The organism is Metabacillus arenae (genome assembly GCF_014773385.1).
Taxonomy (GTDB): Bacteria; Bacillota; Bacilli; order Bacillales; family Bacillaceae; genus Metabacillus_D; species Metabacillus_D arenae.
Genome location: NZ_JACXAI010000002.1, coordinates 287,543 through 309,053, shown reverse-complemented (window position 1 = coordinate 309,053; position 21,511 = coordinate 287,543). Strand labels below are relative to the sequence as shown.

17 protein-coding genes and 1 pseudogene are annotated in these 21,511 nt (G+C 35.3%); 10 read left to right on the top strand and 8 right to left on the bottom strand.

Annotation, left to right across the window (positions count from 1 at the left end):
- Positions 1-147 precede the first annotated feature (147 nt).
- Entirely contained in the window at positions 148-312 is a 165-nt protein-coding gene (locus IC621_RS03345) for a hypothetical protein (protein WP_191155691.1), read from the bottom strand.
- A gap of 244 nt (positions 313-556) precedes the next feature.
- Here IC621_RS03345 and IC621_RS03340 point away from each other — a divergent pair, with 244 nt between their 5' ends.
- From IC621_RS03340 to IC621_RS03295, 10 genes and pseudogenes are all read left to right on the top strand, one after another.
- Positions 557-688: a YjcZ family sporulation protein gene (locus tag IC621_RS03340; RefSeq protein WP_191155689.1), complete on the top strand. Its 132-nt coding sequence runs from the start codon at positions 557-559 to the stop codon at positions 686-688.
- A gap of 577 nt (positions 689-1,265) precedes the next feature.
- Positions 1,266-2,618, top strand: coding sequence for an aspartate aminotransferase family protein (locus IC621_RS03335; RefSeq protein ID WP_224752280.1), 1,353 nt, complete (start codon positions 1,266-1,268; stop codon positions 2,616-2,618).
- A gap of 17 nt (positions 2,619-2,635) precedes the next feature.
- Positions 2,636-3,331, top strand: coding sequence for a CoA transferase subunit A (locus tag IC621_RS03330; protein WP_318152998.1), 696 nt, complete (start codon positions 2,636-2,638; stop codon positions 3,329-3,331).
- On the top strand, positions 3,328-3,954 hold the full coding sequence (locus IC621_RS03325; RefSeq protein WP_224752279.1) for a 3-oxoacid CoA-transferase subunit B: 627 nt from the start codon (positions 3,328-3,330) through the stop codon (positions 3,952-3,954). The genes IC621_RS03330 and IC621_RS03325 overlap by 4 nt, the downstream gene beginning before the upstream one ends.
- 263 nt (positions 3,955-4,217) lie before the next feature.
- Positions 4,218-5,489, top strand: a complete 1,272-nt coding sequence (locus IC621_RS03320) for a peptidase (protein ID WP_191155684.1) — start codon at positions 4,218-4,220, stop codon at positions 5,487-5,489.
- 309 nt (positions 5,490-5,798) lie between these two features.
- On the top strand, positions 5,799-6,650 hold the full coding sequence (ablB, locus tag IC621_RS03315) for a putative beta-lysine N-acetyltransferase (RefSeq protein WP_191155682.1): 852 nt from the start codon (positions 5,799-5,801) through the stop codon (positions 6,648-6,650).
- A 77-nt stretch (positions 6,651-6,727) separates the two neighbouring features.
- A complete protein-coding gene (locus IC621_RS03310; protein ID WP_396652964.1) occupies positions 6,728-8,101 on the top strand; it encodes a sigma-54 interaction domain-containing protein in 1,374 nt (457 codons plus the stop codon).
- 91 nt (positions 8,102-8,192) lie between these two features.
- Positions 8,193-9,197, top strand: a pseudogene (gene kamA / locus IC621_RS03305) (lysine 2,3-aminomutase); the annotation flags it as partial.
- A 74-nt stretch (positions 9,198-9,271) separates the two neighbouring features.
- The gene (locus tag IC621_RS03300; protein ID WP_191155680.1) at positions 9,272-10,834 is read left to right on the top strand and encodes a recombinase family protein; all 1,563 of its coding nucleotides are present in this window, start codon (positions 9,272-9,274) and stop codon (positions 10,832-10,834) included.
- Positions 10,835-10,975: 141 nt separating this feature from the next.
- Positions 10,976-11,203 carry a helix-turn-helix transcriptional regulator gene (locus tag IC621_RS03295; RefSeq protein ID WP_191155678.1) on the top strand — a complete coding sequence of 76 codons (228 nt, stop codon included), beginning with the start codon at positions 10,976-10,978 and terminating at the stop codon, positions 11,201-11,203.
- Between the two features lie 147 nt (positions 11,204-11,350).
- Here the strand turns inward: IC621_RS03295 and IC621_RS03290 are convergent, their stop codons facing one another.
- The 7 genes from IC621_RS03290 to IC621_RS03260 form a co-directional block, all read right to left on the bottom strand.
- Positions 11,351-12,430 (bottom strand): acyltransferase family protein, encoded by a 1,080-nt coding sequence (locus IC621_RS03290; RefSeq protein WP_191155676.1) that lies wholly within the window; start codon positions 12,428-12,430, stop codon positions 11,351-11,353.
- Positions 12,431-12,542: 112 nt separating this feature from the next.
- Positions 12,543-15,185, bottom strand: coding sequence for a right-handed parallel beta-helix repeat-containing protein (locus IC621_RS03285; RefSeq protein ID WP_191155675.1), 2,643 nt, complete (start codon positions 15,183-15,185; stop codon positions 12,543-12,545).
- Between the two features lie 74 nt (positions 15,186-15,259).
- On the bottom strand, positions 15,260-19,258 hold the full coding sequence (locus tag IC621_RS03280; protein WP_191155673.1) for a fibronectin type III domain-containing protein: 3,999 nt from the start codon (positions 19,256-19,258) through the stop codon (positions 15,260-15,262).
- An 11-nt stretch (positions 19,259-19,269) separates the two neighbouring features.
- On the bottom strand, positions 19,270-19,413 hold the full coding sequence (locus IC621_RS03275; RefSeq protein ID WP_191155671.1) for a hypothetical protein: 144 nt from the start codon (positions 19,411-19,413) through the stop codon (positions 19,270-19,272).
- Positions 19,414-19,658: 245 nt separating this feature from the next.
- Complete coding sequence (locus IC621_RS03270) at positions 19,659-19,895, bottom strand: phage holin (protein ID WP_191155669.1); 237 nt, start codon at positions 19,893-19,895, stop codon at positions 19,659-19,661.
- A 27-nt stretch (positions 19,896-19,922) separates the two neighbouring features.
- The gene (locus tag IC621_RS03265) at positions 19,923-20,294 is read right to left on the bottom strand and encodes a hypothetical protein (protein ID WP_191155667.1); all 372 of its coding nucleotides are present in this window, start codon (positions 20,292-20,294) and stop codon (positions 19,923-19,925) included.
- Between the two features lie 139 nt (positions 20,295-20,433).
- Positions 20,434-21,471, bottom strand: coding sequence for a peptidoglycan recognition protein family protein (locus tag IC621_RS03260; protein ID WP_191155665.1), 1,038 nt, complete (start codon positions 21,469-21,471; stop codon positions 20,434-20,436).
- Positions 21,472-21,511: the final 40 nt, after the last annotated feature.

The window sequence follows — 21,511 nt, the reverse complement described above, 5'->3', positions numbered from 1 at the left end:
AGAACGATCAAAAACTTAATGAATAAAAAGGGAGCCATTTCCTTTTAGAAACAGCTCCGGTTTTTTTACATCTCCACTTTTTGGGGTCTTGACCAATTTATGACGGTTTTTTTACTAATAAAAATATCTAAACGAGGGAAAATATAATTAACTCGTAGGAGTGAAAAATGGGACAATGGATGCTATTACATTTGATAATGTCAGTGCTTTCTTATTCCCTTTATTTTTTTTAGTTACTTGCTTTTCTTCTTGTTCGATTGCTTTTGAGAGGTTATCCAATGCTTGGCGCCGATACTTATATTCAAAAACCATAAGAGTACCTCCCAGGATTGAATTATTTTGAAAGCGTTTACATAATTGTATCGTTTTAAATTCTTTTTGTAAACATTCTTATGCTCCTTAAGTTTTATATAATTGCCATGAAATTTTACAATAAAAAATGACTGTCGTTTAGATAATATATTAAAAAATAGGCAAATGCACAATCAAAACAAGCTAGTGCCTACATAGTTTATGAGTGTAATAGAAAGTAAGATATTTTAAGGAGATGACAGCTATGCATTGCTATTACGATTGTGGATATCCTTATACAGCTCCTGCTGCTTGCAACAATGGAGGAAGCTTTGTATTAATTGTTGTATTGTTTATTTTATTGATCATCGTTGGCGCATCATTTATTAAATATTAAGCTTAAAAAACCGGGCTTTTTTGTTAAGTGCCAGGACACCTTTGTTTAAGCCAAAGTCAAAGGAGTCCTGTTTTTTTTGATAAGATCAGAAAGTTTAATATAATTAAAGTATTAACGTATTAAAGAGTGTTGTCGTTGTCTAGCTCCAGGCGCCATCGGCTCGAGGTCATAAGCCAATCCGTCAAGAAGGTTAAGGAACAACCTTCATGCCGGCTCGTCTTATGCTTGTCGCCGATAGGCGGGCGCCTTGCGCTTTTCGTTCTTGAAACTAAATAAACAAACATTTAAGATTATAAACTAAAATAATTCGTGTTTGTTTTCACTGTCGGCACAACGAAGGGCCTAGAAAGTTTAAGCGCTCATCAAATGTTAGAGATATAGAAATCGAATTGATTAACAAGGAAATCTTAAATCTTACTCCTGTTGAAACGAGAAGGGCTGAGCTTGAAGGAGTCAATACTCCTTCTATTCAGCCTTTTTCTTTGAAAAGAAATCCTTAGAAATAAGCGGTTCATCTAGTTCATATAATGTAACAATGGCTCTTTTATTGGGATGGCGCAAAGAGGGGGGTTCAGTAATGAAGAGCTTTCTTATAAAACCGGTGCTGGATGAAAACTATAAAAAAATAAGTCATGGCAAAGGCGTTTTTCTTTATGATGAAGATGGAAAACGGTATATTGACGGTTCATCTGGTGCGGTTACATGCAGTATCGGCCATGGAGTTGAAGAAATAATAGAAGTCATGAATGAACAAGCGCAAAAGATCTCGTTTGTTTACAGATCTCACTTTACAAATGAACCTGCTGAGAAGCTGGCTGAGGAGTTAGCACGCGTTTTGCCAGGTTCATTAAATTTTTCTTTTTTTGTAAATAGCGGATCAGAGGCTGTAGAAACCGCTTTGAAAGTTGCATTGCAATACTGGCAGGAAAAAGGGCAATACAGAAAAACGAAAATCATTTCAAGATGGATGAGTTACCATGGGATCACAATCGGTTCGTTATCTTTATCAGGGCATACAGACAGGCGTTTTCGGTTTGTCCCTCTTTTGGATACAAGCCCAACAATTCATCCTCCATACTGTTATCGGTGTCCGTACGATCTGACCTACCCTGATTGCCAATTAAAATGTGCGGCAGAACTGGAAGTAGCGATAAAAAGAATAGGGGCGGACCATATCGCTGCATTTATTGCCGAGCCTGTTATTGGTGCCGCTGGGGGTGCTATAACACCTCCACATGGGTACTATCAAAGACTTAAGGAAATATGCGGGAAACACAACATCCTTTTTATTGCAGATGAAGTGATGACTGGTATTGGCCGTACAGGAAAAATGCTTGCATCAGAGCATTGGAATTTTGTGCCTGACATTGTTGCACTGGGGAAGGGATTGAGTGCTGGTTATACGCCGTTAGCTGCTGCTGTGGTCAGTGATCATGTCATGGAACCAATAGTAATGGGATCTAAAATGATTATGAGCGGTCATACTTACAGCGCAAATCCCCAATCAACTGCTGTTGGTCTTGCAGTATTAAACTATATTGAAAAAAATCAATTAGTTTCTGAATCACTTAGAAAAGGTTCAATACTATTAAATGAACTACGTAAATTACAAGTCAAATATTCAATAGTTGGCGAGGTAAGAGGGGTAGGCATGTTAACAGGAATGGAATTTGTTTCTGATATTTTCAAAAGAATTCCTTTTCGAAAAGAAATTAACTTAACAAACTTCATTGTAATGAAAGCAAAAGAAAATGGTCTTATTGTTTACCCATCATCTACTGGAATAGAAGGAGATTCTGGAGATGCTATTTTGATTGCTCCCCCTTTAACAATTACTGAAGAAGAACTACAGCTGTTAATAGATTTGTTAGATAAGACCCTTTATGAAGTGGAAAAGCACTTACAGGTTTCTGAAATCAATCCTGCTTAAAGAAGGAGGCCCTGAAAATGGTAACAGACGATTATCAAAAACTTAAACAAGTTGATGATGTTTTAGGTCGGATTGACAACCAGTGCAGCCTAATGGTGGGTGGATTTGGCGGGGTCGGATCACCCCCAACATTAATCGAAGCGATCCTTGAAAAAGGAGTTAAAGATCTGACTGTTATTTGTAATGATGCAGGTTTTCCAACGATTGGTACAGGAAAGCTTATCAGTGCAGGAAGAGTAAGTAAATTAATCGCATCCCATATCGGGTCTAACCCTATCGCAGGAAAGATGATGTCAGAAGGGAAGCTGGAGGTAGAATTTTCACCACAAGGGACGCTTGCTGAAAGAATTCGAGCTGGAGGTCTTGGAATAGGTGGAATCCTATTAGATATTGGAATAGATAATGAAATTGTTTATAAAGGTAAAAGCATTATACATGTTGATTCAAAACCATATTTATTAGAAACACCCTTGACTGCAGATGTCGCAATCATTTATGGGAAAACAGCCGATTCATACGGAAATCTAATTTACGATAAAAGTGCTAGGAACATGAATCCCTTGATTGCTATGGCTGGTCATTATACAGTTGCTGAAGTCACTGATATCGTGGAACTGGGTACATTAGATGAGGAGGCGATTATTACCCCGGGTATTTTTATTAACAGTGTGGTAAAAAGCAAGGGAATAAACTGGAAGTGGGTTTGGGAATGAGCTTAAGAGAGAGAATTGCTAAAAGAGCAGCAGAGGAAATTCAAGATGGGATGGTCGTCAATCTGGGAATTGGCATTCCTTCATTAATTCCTAATTTCCTATTAAATAAGCCGCGTGTCATGATTCAAGCAGAAAACGGGGTGCTTGGAATTGGTCCTAGTCCAGCTCTTGAAAAAGAAAATGAACACCTTTGTAATGCTGCAGGGTATCCTGTTACATTAGGTAAGGGAGCTTCCTATTTTGATAGTGCTCTTTCTTTTGGAATGATTAGAAAAGGTTTGATAGACATGACGATATTGGGTTCATTGCAGGTCAGCTCAGGTGGTGATTTAGCTAACTGGATTGTTCCGGGAAGAAGGGTCCCCGGTATGGGAGGTGCTATGGAGCTTGCCCAAAAGGCAAAAAGAGTGATCGTTCTAATGAACCATACAAATAAAGATGGAACCCCAAAAATTGTAAATGAATGTACCCTCCCACTTACTGCAAGAAACTGTGTGAATTTGATCATTACAGAAATGGCTGTAATGGAAATTACTGAAAATGGTCTCTGTCTTAAAGAAACTTTAGAACCTTTTACTGTAGAAGATGTAATAAAAAAAACAGAAGCATCTTTTTTTCAGTGAAAATTTCCAGTCCCGCTGTATAAAAAGGGTGATTTCGCACATAGAAGACTGAATTCGCCTTAGACTTCACCTAACTATCGGTGGGGATTAATGAACGATGGCCAAATCTCGGGCGTCTTGTCTCAGAGGCCTCTGCTTGACATCCTGTGCGTCGAAACCCCACAGATGAAAGGTCACTTTGTCAAAAAGTTACTAACAATATTAACCAAAACGAACTGCTTAAAGAAGGAAAGTAGAGATAAAAAATATGAAGGGGTGGAAGGATGGAGGACCTTCAGCAAAAGCTATTTACATGGATAGACCGAAACAAGATAAAGGCAGAAAGGCTTCTTACCAAACTCGTTCAACAAAAAAGTGTTCAAGGAAAAGAATCGGAAGCGCAAGCTATTATTTTGGAGAAATGCAGACAATTGGAGTTGGAGATTGACATATGGGAGCCTGGAGGTAAACAGCTAAAAGAGCACCCCTACTATAATGCAACAAGAAACAACTTCAATGAAAGTCCAAATATTGTAGGAATCATGAAAGGGACTGGGGAAGGAAAATCGTTAATATTAAATGGTCATATCGATATAGTACCAGAAGGTGATGAAAAGCAGTGGAAGGTTGATCCATACAGCGCAAAAATTATTGAAGGAAAGTTATATGGGCGCGGCTCTACAGATATGAAAGGTGGAAATGTCGCTTTATTGATGGCGATGCAAGCAATCTATGAAACTGGAATAAAACTTAAGGGCGATATCATTTTTCAAAGTGTGATAGAAGAGGAAAGTGGCGGAACAGGTACGCTGGCAACAGTTCTAAGAGGATACGAAGCAGATGCGGCTCTCATCCCAGAACCAACAAATATGAAAATCTTCCCGAAACAACAAGGCTCAATGTGGTTTAGGTTAACAGTGAAGGGAAGGTCTGCTCACGGCGGGACGCGTTATGAGGGTGTTAGTGCAATCGAAAAAAGCACGATTGTAATTGAGCATATTAAACTACTAGAAAAGAAAAGGAATAAACGAATTAGTGATCCTTTGTATCAAAATATCCCGATTCCGGTTCCAATTAATATTGGGAAAATTGAAGGAGGTTCGTGGCCTTCTTCTGTTGCTGATGAAGTGAAATTGGAAGGTCGCTGCGGAATTGCTCCTAATGAAACGATGGACCAAGTAAAAGAGGAATTTTCGAATTGGGTCCAAATGTTAACAGAGAAAGATTCATGGTTTATAGATTATCCAGTAGACCTTGAATGGTTCGGAGCTTTCTGGCTGCCAAATGAGTTGTCTGTAAGTCATCCTATTATTGAAACATTATCAGGCTGCTTTGAAAAAGTAATGAAAAAACGGCCAAATATCGAAGCATCTCCTTGGGGAACTGATGGAGGGATGCTTTATCATTCTGGTGGAATCCCAGCAGTTGTGTTTGGTCCTGGAGTGACGGAAGTTGCCCATTTTCCAAATGAATACATTGAAATTGAAAAGGTCATTCAAGCTGCTAAAATTATTTCTTTATTTATTCTACAATGGTGTGAAGTCGCGGAGGAATAGCCTGAATGTCAGACCTAAAGACTTAAATTAAAGTTAATTCATGAATCACCAGTTGCTTCTAGTCCCCATTCAGCAGACTATCATCTCAGGAGATATTTTAATTCTCTAAAATAAATAGCTGTTAATAAAAAAAGGTGCTGAAATTCATAGGTAGAAACCAGCACCTTTTTTCTGTGAGAGGTCCACTTTTAACTTTTTCAAAGGAGATAAGTACTATAAATGCATGAGGTGGTTTTTTGAATAAAATCGGCTCTTTCGCTGATTTCTTCAACACCCATCTCTAACCTAAAGAAAGGAGAATAAGATGAGATGAAATCTGTCAATATGAAAACAAATGATTACCAGGGTGTTGTCTATCTGGATGAATTTAATGAACGCTGCAAATTGACTGAGTATAAGGGAAATCTGGAAAAGTTATTAGCAGATATTAAACCACTTTGCCAAAAGTATCAATTAACCAAACTCATCGTATATGGAAAAAGAGATCATATAAAGGTTCTTCATGCCAGTATGTTTGAGCTGGAAGCTTATATAAAAGGTTTCTTTGGTGGTGAGGATATGTTTTATTTTTGCCGATATTTTCAAGAGTCACGAAGGCAAACGAGTAATTGGATGAAGGAAGATCATATATTAGAACAAATTAATCAGAAAAAACATGTCAAAAACAAATCAATTAATGAGACATCGTTATTTCCGCTCAGACAAGCGGGACCTGCTGATGCTGGAGCTTTAGCTGATTTATACAAAGAAGTATTTAAAGTCTACCCGACCCCGCTTCATCAAGAAGAATATATAAAAGAAACAATGGAAGAAGGGACCATCTACTTTTTTGTAGAAGACAAAGAAAGAGTGATTAGTGCCGCATCTGCAGAGATCAATTCCATTCTTTCAAATGCCGAATTAACTGATTGCGCCACTCTTCCCGAATATCGTACACATAAACTCATGAAATTTTTATTACGAGAGCTTGAAAAAAAACTCGTAAGTAAAGGTATTTTTAACAGTTTTTCGATTGCCAGAGCAGATTCTGTTGGAATGAATGCTGTCTTGTCTCAATTAAACTATGAATATACGGGCAGATTAAAAAATAATTGCTACATTTTTGAAAACCTTGAAAATATGAATGTATGGTGTAAAGACCTTTCAGACCACATTTGCTGAATAATCGGCATTATTGTGCTGAATATTCAGCAGAAAGGAGACGGTGCTATTTGCTGAATGATGTAACAAAAGAAAAAATGTTTCAAAGAATATTAGAGACAATAGATGAAGGAATTCATGCAGTAGATGCAACAGGGAGGACTATTTTTTATAACTCAAAAGCCGCAGCACATGATGGATTAGATCCTAAAGAAGTAATTGGCAAACACATTTTAGAGGTTTTTCCATCACTTACTCCTAAGACAAGTACTCTAATTAGTGTTATTAATTCTAAGAATCCCATATATGATCTGCAGCAATCCTATGTAAATATGAATGGGGAGAAAATTGAAACGGTCAATTCAACATTACCCATCATCAATGATCAAAAGCTTATTGGGGCTGTAGAAGTAGCAAAAGACTATTCTAAAATAAAACGGCTTTCGGAGAAGCTTGTTGACTTGCAGGCAAACATGAGCAACCAGAATATCATCCATAAAACAGAGTCAGCAAGCTATGAATTTAAGGATATTCTCACAATTAACCGCCTGTTTCTAAAAACCATTCAACTTGGAGAAAAAATTGCTCAATATGAGTCAAATGTGCTTGTTTACGGGGAAACAGGAACAGGTAAGGAATTGTATGTACAAGCCATTCATAATCGTTCGAGGAGATCCGCCCACTCATTTATCGCACAAAATTGCGCAGCCATCCCTGAAAATCTTCTGGAGAGTCTCCTTTTTGGTTCTTCAAAGGGTAGTTATACAGGGGCAGTGGAGCGAGCGGGATTGTTTGAAGTAGCTAATCATGGAACTTTATTTCTTGACGAACTTCAATCAATGCCAGTGTCATTACAAGCCAAAATATTAAGGGTAATAGAAGATGGGGTAGTAAGAAGAGTCGGTGACCTGAAAGGTAGGAAAGTTGACGTTCGTTTAATTGCCGCCATGAATGAACCACCCGAAGTATGTGTGAAAAAAGGGCTGCTGCGCGAAGATTTATTTTACAGGCTAAATGTTTTTTCGATCAATCTACTACCATTAAGGAAGCGAAAAGATGACATAGATGTTTTGATCAAACACTTTATTGGTCATTACAATTCATTATTTAATAAAGAAGTAGCAGGTATTCAGCAAGACGCTTTAGAAAGTTTGCAGCGCTATGATTGGCCTGGAAATGTAAGAGAGTTGAAGCACGCGATTGAGTACTCAATGAATATGTCCGAGGACAATGATATTGAGCTTTCTCATCTCCCTCCTAAGTTTCAGAAAAATTCTGTTTCTGGCAGGGGAAATCCATTTTCATTACCTCAAAAAATTCAGGAAATCGAAAAGAATTTTATTGAGGATGCCCTTCAAAAAAATCAATTTAATGTTTTAAAAGCTGCACAAACTCTTAATATACCTAGACAAACCCTACAATATAAAATAAAGAAACTAAAAATTGCTGAAAATTCAGCAGCACGGAAATAAAGAGTCTCACTCATTTCCCATTCCAGCAGGGATTGCACACATTGGTATAGTTCTTGCATCTATTATAGAAAAGAGTTACGGGGGGAAATGAGTGAATAATCAATTATATAAACCTAAAAAACATTGGAAAGATTTCGAGATTTGGAAAAATGTATCGGAGGAACAATGGAATGATTGGATTTGGCAGTTGACCAATACCATTAGGACATTGGATGATTTGAAAAAAGTAATCAACATTACTCCAAAAGAAGAAGAAGGGGTGAAAATTTCTACAAAAACAATCCCCTTAAACATCACTCCTTACTATGCATGGCTAATGAATCCGGATGATCCGAGATGTCCAATTCGCATGCAGTCCGTTCCAATTTCAGAAGAAATGTATAAGACGAAGTATGATCTAGAAGACCCTTTATATGAAGATGAGGACTCTCCTGTTCCAGGGTTAACTCACCGTTATCCGGACAGAGTCCTATTTCTAGTAACAAATCAATGTTCAATGTATTGCAGATATTGTACAAGACGAAGGTTTTCAGGGCAAATTGGGATGGGAGTTCCAAAAAAACAACTAGATGCTGCAATTTCCTATATAGCTCAAACTCCTGAAGTAAGAGATGTTCTAATTTCCGGCGGTGACGGTCTCCTTATTAATGACAATATCCTTGAATATATTCTGAAAAACCTGCGTGATATCCCTCACGTTGAAATTATCAGGATTGGAACAAGGGCTCCGGTTGTATTTCCGCAAAGAATCACAGAGAATTTATGTAATATCTTAAAAAAATACCATCCGATCTGGTTGAATACCCATTTTAATACCTCCATTGAAATTACAGAGGAATCAAAAAAAGCTTGTGAAATGCTGGCAAATGCGGGTGTTCCTGTAGGGAATCAGGCTGTTATTTTGGCAGGAATAAATGACAGCGTGACGATCATGAAAAAATTAATGCATGATTTAGTCAAAATAAGGGTTAGACCTTACTATATATACCAATGTGATTTATCAGAAGGGATCGGTCACTTTAGAGCCCCTGTTTCAAAGGGATTAGAAATTATTGAAGGGCTCAGAGGACATACATCTGGCTATGCTGTTCCTACGTCATTTTTTATTGTAAGTACAATGAAATCATGGTATCATTAGCTTTATCTTACCATGAAAAGGATTTTGATACTATGAGCAGCACTACAAAAAAGAAGTATGCTCTATACCTGAGGATTAGTAGAGAACATGGAGAAAATGAAGATACTTTGAAGAACCATAGGGAAGTATTAACCGAGTTTGCCAAAAGAGAGGGAATGGAATATGACATTTATGAAGAAATTGTCAGTGGGATGAAACAAGATATTAGCGAACGAGAAGAGTTTCACAAAATATTTACAAATGCTGAAAATTATGCTGGGATCATCGTTTTAAAATTGGACAGGCTTGCTCGTCATGAAACGGTTGCGATGCAATTCAAAGACCTGTGTATTGATTACGAATTGCCGATTATCACCCCAACAAAAACATACGATTTAAAAAATCAATCTGATGCAATGTTATATAGTTTGGAGGCTATATTTAGCGCTACAGAGGGAAAGTCTATTGCGTATAGAAATAAACTCAATAAAATAATTCGAGCAAGAAGAGGAGAATGGATATCTTCAAAACCAGCGTTTGGCTACAGGAGAAATAAAGAAACTAAAAAGCTAGAAATATACGAACCAGAAGCTGAAATAGTACGTTATATTTTTAAATTGCATTCACAGGGATATGGGTCGTTTAAAATTAGAGATATTTTAAACGAAGAAGGGTATAAACCACAACGTTCTGATTATTGGAATCTGCCAAGTATAAAGCGAATTATTAAAAATGAAGTGTATAAAGGAACAGTTGTCTTTTTAGATAGAAAGAGAGTTAAGAGGAAGGATAAATATACTCATGAAACTGTTGAGGAAATAAAATTTGAAAATGCTCATCCTGCAATAATTACAGTGGATGAATGGAATAGAGCAAACCAAGATAGAATTAACCGAGCGTATTCTGCTAATCAGGTGAGGGAAAAACCTGCTGTTAAATCAGGAGTTACAATACTTAAAGATATTTTATATTGTGGAAACTGTGGCAGAAAGTTGAGCATAAGGAAAGATAACAAAAGTAGCGTTGGTTACACAATAAAAAGATGTGAATACTTGATTGATAAAGGAGATAAATGTCCCAATAGGGGGATGAAATTGGAAATTTTAGAGAAGGAAGTTTTAAAGAGGTTAAAGGAAAAAAGAGAAAAACTTAGTGATGCTATTCAACAATTTGAGATTAATGGTAATGAAGAGGTAAAAAAAGAGCTTGAGCAAAGAGTTAAACAAATTGAAAAGAAATTAACTGAGATTAAATCACAAGAAAAGAATTTAATTGACATAGCAGTAAGTGGAATATTCACCAGAGAGGAGCTTAAAGAAAAGAAAGAAGAGATAGAAAATAATAAGCACTACTATGAGGGAAAAGTAAAACAGTATAGAGGCGAAATTGAAAGTATAGACATGAAAGATACAATAAATAAGTATCAAGAAGTGATAAATTTAATTGATAGGATATCTGAACTAAAAAAACCAGAAGAGATTAATCAAACTTTGAAAAGATTTATTAAAAAAGTAAGTTATTTAAGGATTATGCCCGAAGAGGTTTTGAAACTATCTAGTCAAAATGACATAAGAAAAGGATATCCGTACAAATGTCATATAGAGTTTGATGATTAAATAATTTCTTGAAGTCCTCCCTTTCGCTTGAAGGACTAGTAGGGGAGAGGAATTTAAATAAAAATTAACAATTTGTCCACGATAATCCAACACTATATGATAAAATAATAGGGAATATTTTATCAATTAGGGGAGATTATATTGCAAACTAGGTTGAAAGAAGTTATAGAAGAACGTGGAATAATGCAGAAGTTTTTAGTGGACAAAACTGGAGTAACAACGAATACAATGAGTGGTTATGTTACTGGCAGACAAATACCTAGTGTGAAAAATGCATATAGGATTGCAAAGGTATTAGGGGTTAAAGTGGAGGATATTTGGTATGACGAAGAGTTTGATAAGGAATTAAAACAATCTAAGAAATTTTAAATAAGCGAGGTGACAAAAATACAGAGAAAATAAGAAAAGTTTGTGAAATAGTGGTGCGATATATAAGGGATTTACAGCTATATTCACAAACTTTTTTCCATAAAACCAATTTTTTATTTAGATTTATGAAGGAGTAGGGGAGTTATTTTAACCTGCAACTTTATTATCTTTCAATAATCGAATCTCACCTTTTTTATCCAACAATTTCACTATAGGATTATATATTAAGTTAATCAAATATGAAGATGCTATACTTAAAACAAATAACCAAATAAAAATAAATATAGGATACTTTGGTGCAAAAGTAAGTTCTGGAAAAATCATCATGTAGAAAAACATATGTGTGAGCCATATATTTGTAGAATGTTTACTTAAAAAAGATAAAGTATTTTCAACTACAGTGCTCTTATTCATAATTGTAAATAAGAAAACTAACAAAACTCCATTAATTGGTGCTATTATCGATGATTCAACAATAGAGTGAAAACCTATGATTATGCAAATTCCCATAATACAAAAAATGTTTTTATGTTTAATATTAAAAAACTTTTGATGTATTTTCGAATAAATTTTCTCTTTGGCAAAAATAGCTCCGACTAAAAAAGACAATTGTGAAGTTCCAAAAAGAAATAAGACAGCCACAATCTTTAATATTATTTCGTTGTCTCCAAAGTCAATAATTTCTCTGTATCGTTGCAAATAGCTTATAAAATAAAGAACTCCTGAAATAAATATTAAAATCAGTGGATTGAATTTACGGACTAACCTAATAATAAAAGGAGACAAAAGGACAATGATAATGTAAATCTGTATAAACCACCAAGCACCATTGTATGAATTGGATAACCCAAGTAGACTTAAAATTAATTCCCCTATATCGATATTTAAGAAAATATCACGCTTCTTCATGATAAAAGCTAAAGGAATGAATAGAATAAATACAATCCAAAAATTGATCATGAGTTTAAATATTCGTTTGATATTCTTTTTAAATATTAAATTACCTTTATTAGATATGATATAAAATGCATAACCTGTCAAAAATAAATATATAGGTCTACAGGCATCTCCTAATAATGAAATATAATAAATGAATGGAACATCATTTATCTTGAAAAATACTTCATAAAATCCCTCAATATCTTTTCTACAGAATAAATGAAGCAACAACATAAGGATTATAGCTAATCCCTTTAAAACATTTGTGTCATTTTTTGTTATTTCCACAGTAATTTTCTCCTCCCAAATTAAGTTGTTCTTAATTAAGAACAACTTAATTGTAAAGGAAGTAAATGACATTGGCAACTAAATTATTTATTTAAAACTCAACTAACCTATGTTACTCTGAAATTAATCCAAATGACTTAAACACTGCTTTGTTTCCTAGATAAACCCATGTAATTGTTCCGTCAACAGCTTCTCCACTAGTATGAGAAGGGGTTACTGTACTTGAGGTTCCTGCAACTTTGCATTGATATACATTTCCATTAGCATGAACTCTTTGCCCAACTGCATATGCCTTGGTCTGTGTCCAAGCATTGTCATTTGCATATCCTTCAACTATACAAATCCAACCTAAATTACTTCCTGATGAAGGAGTTGCATTTAAGACTTGCTGTGCTACATTATATTTACCTCCAATAGGTATACTGTTCATCAAATCAGACTGTATTTGTACTGAAGGTGTTGTTAGGGAGAAATTAATGAGGTCACTACCTGAAACAATAATCTCTTTTGTAGTATTTACATTTTGAGAAACTTGTGCATTAGAAGTAGTGATCGTTGAATTTATAATTTCCAACAACTCAGTGACATTATTTGTAGTTACAAGTCCTGTTGTAAAATCTGATGTAATGTCAAAATTAATATTGCAATCCAATATCCTCAAAGTACCCCAATCATTTGCATTTATGATGGCATTTCTACCTAATGATATACTACATTTTACTAGCTCTAGAGTATGTCCCATTCTGCCTAGGCCCGCATACGTAGGATGAGACATTATTGAGTTAGTTGTATTTCTTACTTCACAATTTTCAAGTCTAAAAGACATGTTTCCTACAGCAAATCTTATGGTTGAATCCTTAAAGAATGATTTTTTAACAATCAGTTCCGTACTTGATTGCCCTAAAACATAAGAATTAACAAAGGTACATCCGATTATTTTGTCGTATACTTGCTGCATGTTATATAAATCAACGTGAGCGCCATTAGTAAAAGCACAATTAGATATTACCGTATCATTGTTTTGGATATTTATAAAAGAGTTATTAAAAGAATTATTTGAAAAGTTCAAAACATGTATATCAATAACGGCTTGAGAATTATTTGCAAAAGCGTTGTTTGAGATGGTAGATGCTGTACCAGTTCCAGGCAAGGAAAGAGTTGAATAGTTGAAAATATTATCTGTTATAATCCAGTTTCTATGATGGTTATCATATTCATAGCAATGCATCTCGGCATAATAAGATACATTTTTATTTATTGTTACGTGTCTCTGACTATAAAGCACTACGCTATAAGTGCAATTTTTAAATTCATTTCCAGAGATATCGTTATACTCTCCCCTCATAGCGACTGCCATTCTAGTATTTTCAAACACATTATCTAATATCTTACAATTATGACCTATATGGTCTTCTGTTGTGATTGAATATCTAGTGAAGTCAGTAAAAGTAGGTAGTCCATCAATGTCAGTATTTCCATGATACCCAGTGTTGTGAAAATGATTTTTCCTGATCGTTACGTTGTTTGCCCCTAAAAATATTCCTCCTCTGTGACATCTGTGAATTTCATTGTATTCAATAAGAACATCACTAGATATCCCATGTTTAATCAAGATAGCCCAATATGCAGGATTATTAGGAAGAAGTCCTTGGTCTAGAGTACCGTCTCCAATCCAAGATAATTTGAATTTACTTGCACCATTTGGTACAACTACCTTATCTCTGGTTCTAATATTAGATTGCTTATAAACAAATGCACCATCTTCATTGTAGAAATAAGCGTTATACAAACCAGATGGGATACTTGTAGATGGAGCATAACCCAACCCAATCATTGCGAAAGACTCTACGCCTTGAGGTATCGAAATAAAATTTACTGTTCTTATCATTTTTGTATCTGCGCTTGTTACTAGAGTTCCTGTTGTATCTATTTCTCCAAATTCCATCTGTCCAATACCAGGCATACCCTGATAAGGATCGAAAGACACGAAAATTGCATCAGCCATATAATGTGAAACATTACAGTACTTAACGCTAGATTTATCTGATCCTCCACCTAGCTTTATACCTATTGTGTTCTCTAACCTTCTCTCGTCAGCAAGGTTTATCCAGCTTCGATCTTCTCTATCTCCTATTAACCTTAAGTTAACTATGTGAGTGTTAGGAGTAGTACATAAAATACTAGTCCCTCCAAACTCACATACAAGAGAATCAACTGGCCTAGTATCTAATGGTGATCTGTTATCAGAATCATAAATCACTTTCAGCTTTGACGCACTAAAATTAATAACCATATTAGGCTGAGTCCGTATTGATTGAGGGAAACATATAGCGTATTCACCTTTAGGAAATATAACTTCAGAATAACCGTTGTCAGATGCATATTTTAATGCATTGTTAATGCCAGTTATATTGTCATCAGCCATGTAATAATCATCAGAAACGTAGGGTTTTTCAGGAATACCTTGTGTAATACCCCATCTATTAAGTTCTATCACATATGCATTACTCCCATTTACACTTGCTAATTTAGGTTTCCATACTCCACTTTCAAATGTAAGTACTTCACCATCTTCAGGAGTCACCGAAGAAATATCTACGTCTGTAAGTCCATCTAAGTTAGTAGCACCTGACCCAGTGCCATTGGGTAATGGTTTTAATACCAACCTATCTTCGTCAGAGTCATATTGTGGAACATAACCATTAATTTTGTTGGTAAAGTCTAAGTCTATTCTATCAAACTTTTTAGACCACATTTATATCATCTCCTCACAAGTTAATAAACTAAAAAAGTGTCAAGAGAATTATTTTTCTCTCTTGACACTTAAAACTAAACCAACTTTTCTATAATGGCATAATCATATTGAGTTGTTCCCAGTCCTCCAGTGAATCCTATTTTTCCATTAAACGTCTCATTAGGTATTGTTATTGAACCCATGTGAACACTGTTTATATAAAGGTGGGCTACATTGGATATTACATCGATCCTACAGTTTCGATAATCATTATCTTTTAACTTACCGAAGGTGCTTATACTGGTAATTGTTTCAACACCAGCTTTTCTCGTGACAACATCCAATCTTTTTGGGTACCATGAAGGTTCTGGTAGAGTAATCTTTATAAAATTGTTGGTATCCGTATACTTTAGATAAAAACCAAACCTCTGACTTAGCGCTGTAGTTAATTTAAATAATACTGAATAATCTCCTGTATACGGTACGAGAATCGCGTTTGTGTCTACACCATTTGGTTTGAGTGAGTTATTTTCAATTACAGGAGAACCTACTATCTCATAAGTTACTGCATTATCACTTATCCCTATAGATCCATTAGCTCTATTAAACTCATCAACTAAGACAAAGTTTTCCGTATTTGATGAATATCTATCCAAAGCATCAGTCTTATACGCTTCTGCGTTAGCAGCAGAGTATAAATATTGAGGTTTTTTGTATATATTAATGTCTGAAATTGCATCTACCGTGTTTAGGGTACCAAACTGAGCGCCTCTTTTAGTAAAACCATCTACAACATCCTCTTCTGATTGGAAGATGAGTCTTCCATTAACAAAAAGTTCAGCTCTATTATCTAAAATCATAGTTATACGATCATTCACAGCAAGACCATAACTAACCTTTTTCTTTGGAATCGATCCTCCAGCTACTCCCCACAGTTCTACATATAAATTTGAGTCTTCAATGTAAAAATTAAAATGTTGGTTAGTTGAGTCTGCAAAAGCTACAGGTCTAAAGTTTGTTAGTGTTTTTAGTGTAAAATCAAATGCATAAAGGGAGTAATCCATTTCCATCATTTTCCCAGAATTAACAGCAGGAAAACTAGTTACATCCGCATAACTTTGGTGTAATGTATAATCTGATATATCTAAAGTCTGAGGTAATCTTGAGCACACAACTCTTGATACCCGCCACGGAGTAGTACTGCCCGACACTCCACTACCTTTAAACCCGACAAATACTTCAAACTCATCCTGACTCTTCATCACAAAAGAACACTTATATATTGCTGCATTCCACTGCCTACTTGTTCCGTTAACCATTTCATAAGCTGGGGTAGGAGGAGTTATTAATGCACTACTTCTTCCAACCACCTGAGTATCCATTACATCAAAGAACTTGCCAAGCATGAGATTTCCACCAGAAATTAAGTTTCCTGATGCCGATTTATTATTAGCGATAACAATAAACTCTTGGTTAAGATATTGTACTTCTAAGTGCCAAAGCTCACCTAAGGCACCGTTAGAAATGCGGTTGATTTCTGTCCATGTACCTCTCACATCAGTCGCTTCTAACACACAAATGTGGAACGTATCTGTTACATCAATTGCAAACATATAGTATTTTCCATCTACTTTACATACACATGGAGAAACGTAATCAGGATATTCGGGACTCGAAAATATTCTCTGTCTTGGAGTAAAAGTAACACCATCGGTTGTTGAGAAAACTTCAGTCATGCTTCCCCCAGCAGTTAATGCCCCCCGATTGAGGTAATGCATTGTAATCCCATCATAATCCATAAAAATATGGGAGTCAGAGTTGTTCCCTACGTCTGCCTCTTTTGGATATATAGGTTGAGACAATCCTACTGGTGTATACCAATTATCTCCGTCATCAGAGTAGAATAAAAATGGATTTTCAGTTGAACCGGCAGTAGATGCATATGGATTAACACCCATCCAGTAATTATGACCGTTCCAACCTTCTTCAAAATATAGTACTGAAGGGTGAACAAAATCGGAGTAGTCATATCCTGCATAGTTTACTGTTTGGTCAAAAGTAACGTGGTTAGAATCCGCATATCCACTTAAGTTGTTGAAGTCGAATCCTATTATGGCAGCAGTAATACTTAGGTTAAAAGTGTCAGTCTTTCCACCATCTACGGTAGTTACCGTAATTGTCGCGTTACCTATTCCAACTGCCGTTACTAAACCTGTGTTGTTCACTGTAGCAATATTAGTGTCACTTGATGACCAAGTAACATCCTTATTCGGTGCGTTAGAAGGTAAAACTGTCGCAGTGAGTTGTATAGATTGATCTTGTTCAAGAGTCGAAGAAATCTTATCTAACTCTACACTTGTGACAGTAGTTGATTCAGATGAGGTAGTAGCAGTAACAGTTGTTCCACTTGATTCATTACTACTCGTGTCCTTAGCTTTAACAATAAATGTATATTGTGTTCCAGCAGTCAATCCGGAAATTATAAATTCAGTACCTGAAGCCTGACCTATGTTAGTTGTTCCGTTGTAAATTTGATAGTTTGCCACATCAGTAGAAGTTGAAGCAGCCCATGTTAAAGTGACACCTGTTTGAGTAATATTGGAAGCGACTAAATTAGTTACATTATTTGGAGCAGTAGTATCAACAACATTTGTCGTAGTTGCATTTACAGAAACTCCAGTAGAAACATTATTTGAAGTATCTTTTGCTTTAACTGTAAAAGTGTACTGCGTTGATGCAGTCAATCCACTTACGTTATATGTAGTCCCTGTTACAGTAGAAAGGAAAGTAGACCCACGATAAACTTCATACGCGCTTACGTCAGATGAAGAACTTGCTGTCCAAGATAGCGTTAAACTTGTAGCAGTTATATTTGAAGCTGTTAAGTTAGTTACTTCATTTGGAGAGATAAGGTCTGGTGCAGAAGTAGAAACTGTTACAGAAGTTCCCGTTGCAATATTTCCTGATCCGTCTTTTGCTTTAACTGTAAATGTGTACGATGTAGAAGCTGTTAATCCAGTCACATTATAATCCGTTTCTGTAACTGAGTTTAATAATGTGCTACCTTGATAGATTTCATATTCAGTAGTATCCGTAGATGTAGAAGCATTCCATGATATTGTTAAGCTTGATGTAGTGATATTAGTTACAGTAAATCCTGTTACGTTATTGGGTGCAGTAGTATCAGGAGCTATTCCACGTAGAGGTGCTCTTACAGTTGCTCTATATGGAACGGTTGTATTAATCGATAATGATCTATATGGAGCAAAGTTTGCTGTATAAGATTCACTTGCTCCAACGGGAATGGTAATATTGTTAATGGTAAATGTTAATCCAGTTGTTGTATGGTCATTGATAATATCAAAGCCAACCATGTCTTCAGTATAAGTTTTAGTTATATTGGTATTTCCATCAAAATAATCCTTTATTATAAGTGTCATTTCTTCACCTCCGCCAGATGCAGATTGTTCAATACCGTCAATTGTCAACAATCCATTAGAGCTAACTCCTAATCTTGTAAAAATATCAGACTGCTTTATAAGATTAATTTCTTCGTTTAATTCTTCTAACTCTACTCCTGTTTGTTCAATGCCATCTATGGTTAAATTTCCACTCTCATTTATTCCAAGTCTTTGTATAATTTCAAGATTGTTGATAGTATTAATTTGATCCCGAATATCTTGATCATTATAAACTTTTAATTCCAACCCATTAACAAGGATATTTCCGTTTGTTGTACTAGGAGAGACACTCGTATGTCCGTTTCCATTACCAGGAGGAGGGGAGTTAACACTGTCTAATTTTTTACTAACAGTAAATCTTTGTATATCACTTGAGAATCTTTTTCCGTCAGCAAAAATGACAGTGGCTTGAAAGTTATAAACACCTTCGTATTGTACATCTTCAGAGTATAAGGTTACTTCACACATTCCTTTAGTTGCGTCAGTAATCTCAGCATGCTTTATAGAACCAGTTCCCTTGTGTGAAATTAGAACTTCAACACTTGTATTAGTTAAATTTACAATTTGATTATTATCTCTAATGACTAAACTTAATTTTGTTCCGTTGTCAAATTGGATAATTGATGTAGCCACTGTTTCACCTCCTAAATCACTAGAGTATAAACTTGCGATGCAGTAACATTGATTTGTATATTTTCTTGGAATTTAATCTCTAGCGAGTAATCAATTTTTTGTTCGTAATCTGAATTTGTTGTTTCAGTAGGGGAAGATTCGGATGTAGTTGACATTTTTTTAAATCCTCCTTAAAAATTGTTGATGAAAATTAAAAAGTTTGTGAAAAGTGAATGTTAGAAACCCAGTAATATCAAGATTCTAAAATTCAACTTCACAAACTTTTTTGAATAAAAGGATGCTTTTATCGTGAATAATTCTTGTTTGAAGGATGTATACTATAATCACCTTCAAAAGTCATCTTGATATTTCCATAATGAAGGTGAGGGGAGAAGTAAATGGGATTCTCCCCGATTTTAATTTATTTCCACTCATCTTTATACTTTTCTAAAACTTCTTTCTGGCGTTTAGCACTAGGGGACGTGTAAGTATTCTTGTAAACCGCATAAGCAACCAATACCAAAGGAACGCCATTTTCAATTAATCCCATGAAAGAGTTAATCATATCATCAGTTAAAATATTGTAACCTAGTGAAGCTAAGAAAAGCTTTAATGATCCTAAGAAACCTGCGATTAAAATCAATTGATCTTTATTCATTTCAATTCCTCCAATAATATGTATAATTTATTTCCATCCGAATCTTACTAATAAATAAGCTAAGACCAAACCACTTACTAATTTAAAAACGAAATCCATAGTAATCTTTCTAACTTCTTTTTTCGCTTCTTTCTTGTTGTGCTCAATTTCTTTTTTATTTTGTTCTAGGGTTTCAACTCGCCCACCAAGATTTTTCATTTCACCGTTCAAATTTGTAAGATTTTCGTTGATCTTATCTAATGTGTCGCTTTGCTTTTCATTTGTTTGTATGACCATTTCCATAAGAGTGCTTAATTTCGTTGTTTCACTAGATTTTTCTTCTAATGTTTCTATTCTACTTTTATGAGATTCCGACCTTTCCTCCAGCACACTTACACGTTGCAACACTTCTTTATCCATTGATTTTACCTACCTTATTAAAATTAATAGAAAATTCTCACCTCATATGATATAATTAATTTGTAGCCATTGAGGTTTACAAAAAGGTATCTGAGTATTCAACCCACCAGATACCTTTTATAATTGTTTAATTTATTTCTTAAAACATCGTATTCCAAGTGTTCTTGCCTACAAGACCATCCACAGTAAGTCCGTGTCTATGTTGATACTCTTTGACTGCCGATTCCGTTAATTTACCAAATACACCATCTGGATTAACACCGACAGCACGCTGCACACGTTCAACGTCTTTTCCTCTTGATCCCCTTTTAATTAAATGACCAGGGTAGGGAACAATTGCTGATCCATTTGAAGGCTGAGAAGATTTTGTTGGCTTAGATGGTTTTGGTGACGCATTATGTTTTGTTCTAAGCGCATCCATGGTTTCACGCCCAGCGAGGCCATCCACGACTAATCTTCCACCTTTATTTGCTTGAAATTCACGAAGCTCTCTCTCTGTAATTTTCCCGAAGTGACCATCAATTTCAAGGTCGTGTCCTTTTGATTTCAATAAACGCTGAAGTTCTTTGACCGCTTCTCCACGATCACCTTTTTGAAGATAATTTGGACTTTGAATAATTTCTTTGTTATGAATGATCTTAGAGTCTACTTGTGTTTTTGGTGCTTCGACTGTGATGGTTTCGGTTTTATTATTTAATTCATTTTCAATTGCATTTAAAAAAGAATTCCATCTACCTTCACTTAGAATGCGATGAGGACAGTACTTTCCAGACCAATCTTGGTGCTTCTTAACTCGGTTAATTCCCCATCCGCGCTCTTTAAGTAATTGGGCTATTAGTTTAATTGCCAATGATTCTGCTTTGTAATACTTGTCTCCACCTGATTTAGAATAACAAATTTCAACACCTATAGATTTACGGTTTCCTGATCCACTTCCACCATCTCCACAATGCCAAGCATTACGATTACATGAAATTCCTTGTATTACCTCTTTGTCGTCTACTGCGTAGTGGTATGATACAGAGTTATTGTTTCGTTTCATATAATTGATTTCTGATTGTGCTGATGCATCGTTTGCTGTATTATGAACTGTAATATATTCCGCATCCATATTATATGGACACTTAACACCATGTTTGCTTGTAGGGACGAGGTCTTGTTTTACTTTAAAAGCCATTACAAATTCCTCCTTGATAATTTTAAAATTTTATAAAATA

Coding starts and splice junctions, on each gene's coding strand:
- IC621_RS03345 (WP_191155691.1), bottom strand. CDS start 312: ATGGTTTTTGAATATAAGTATCGGCGCCAAGCATTGGATAACCTCTCA.
- IC621_RS03340 (WP_191155689.1), top strand. CDS start 557: ATGCATTGCTATTACGATTGTGGATATCCTTATACAGCTCCTGCTGCT.
- IC621_RS03335 (WP_224752280.1), top strand. CDS start 1,266: ATGAAGAGCTTTCTTATAAAACCGGTGCTGGATGAAAACTATAAAAAA.
- IC621_RS03330 (WP_318152998.1), top strand. CDS start 2,636: ATGGTAACAGACGATTATCAAAAACTTAAACAAGTTGATGATGTTTTA.
- IC621_RS03325 (WP_224752279.1), top strand. CDS start 3,328: ATGAGCTTAAGAGAGAGAATTGCTAAAAGAGCAGCAGAGGAAATTCAA.
- IC621_RS03320 (WP_191155684.1), top strand. CDS start 4,218: ATGGAGGACCTTCAGCAAAAGCTATTTACATGGATAGACCGAAACAAG.
- ablB (WP_191155682.1), top strand. CDS start 5,799: ATGAAATCTGTCAATATGAAAACAAATGATTACCAGGGTGTTGTCTAT.
- IC621_RS03310 (WP_396652964.1), top strand. CDS start 6,728: ATGTTTCAAAGAATATTAGAGACAATAGATGAAGGAATTCATGCAGTA.
- IC621_RS03300 (WP_191155680.1), top strand. CDS start 9,272: ATGAGCAGCACTACAAAAAAGAAGTATGCTCTATACCTGAGGATTAGT.
- IC621_RS03285 (WP_191155675.1), bottom strand. CDS start 15,185: ATGTGGTCTAAAAAGTTTGATAGAATAGACTTAGACTTTACCAACAAA.
- IC621_RS03275 (WP_191155671.1), bottom strand. CDS start 19,413: ATGTCAACTACATCCGAATCTTCCCCTACTGAAACAACAAATTCAGAT.
- IC621_RS03270 (WP_191155669.1), bottom strand. CDS start 19,895: ATGAATAAAGATCAATTGATTTTAATCGCAGGTTTCTTAGGATCATTA.
- IC621_RS03265 (WP_191155667.1), bottom strand. CDS start 20,294: ATGGATAAAGAAGTGTTGCAACGTGTAAGTGTGCTGGAGGAAAGGTCG.
- IC621_RS03260 (WP_191155665.1), bottom strand. CDS start 21,471: ATGGCTTTTAAAGTAAAACAAGACCTCGTCCCTACAAGCAAACATGGT.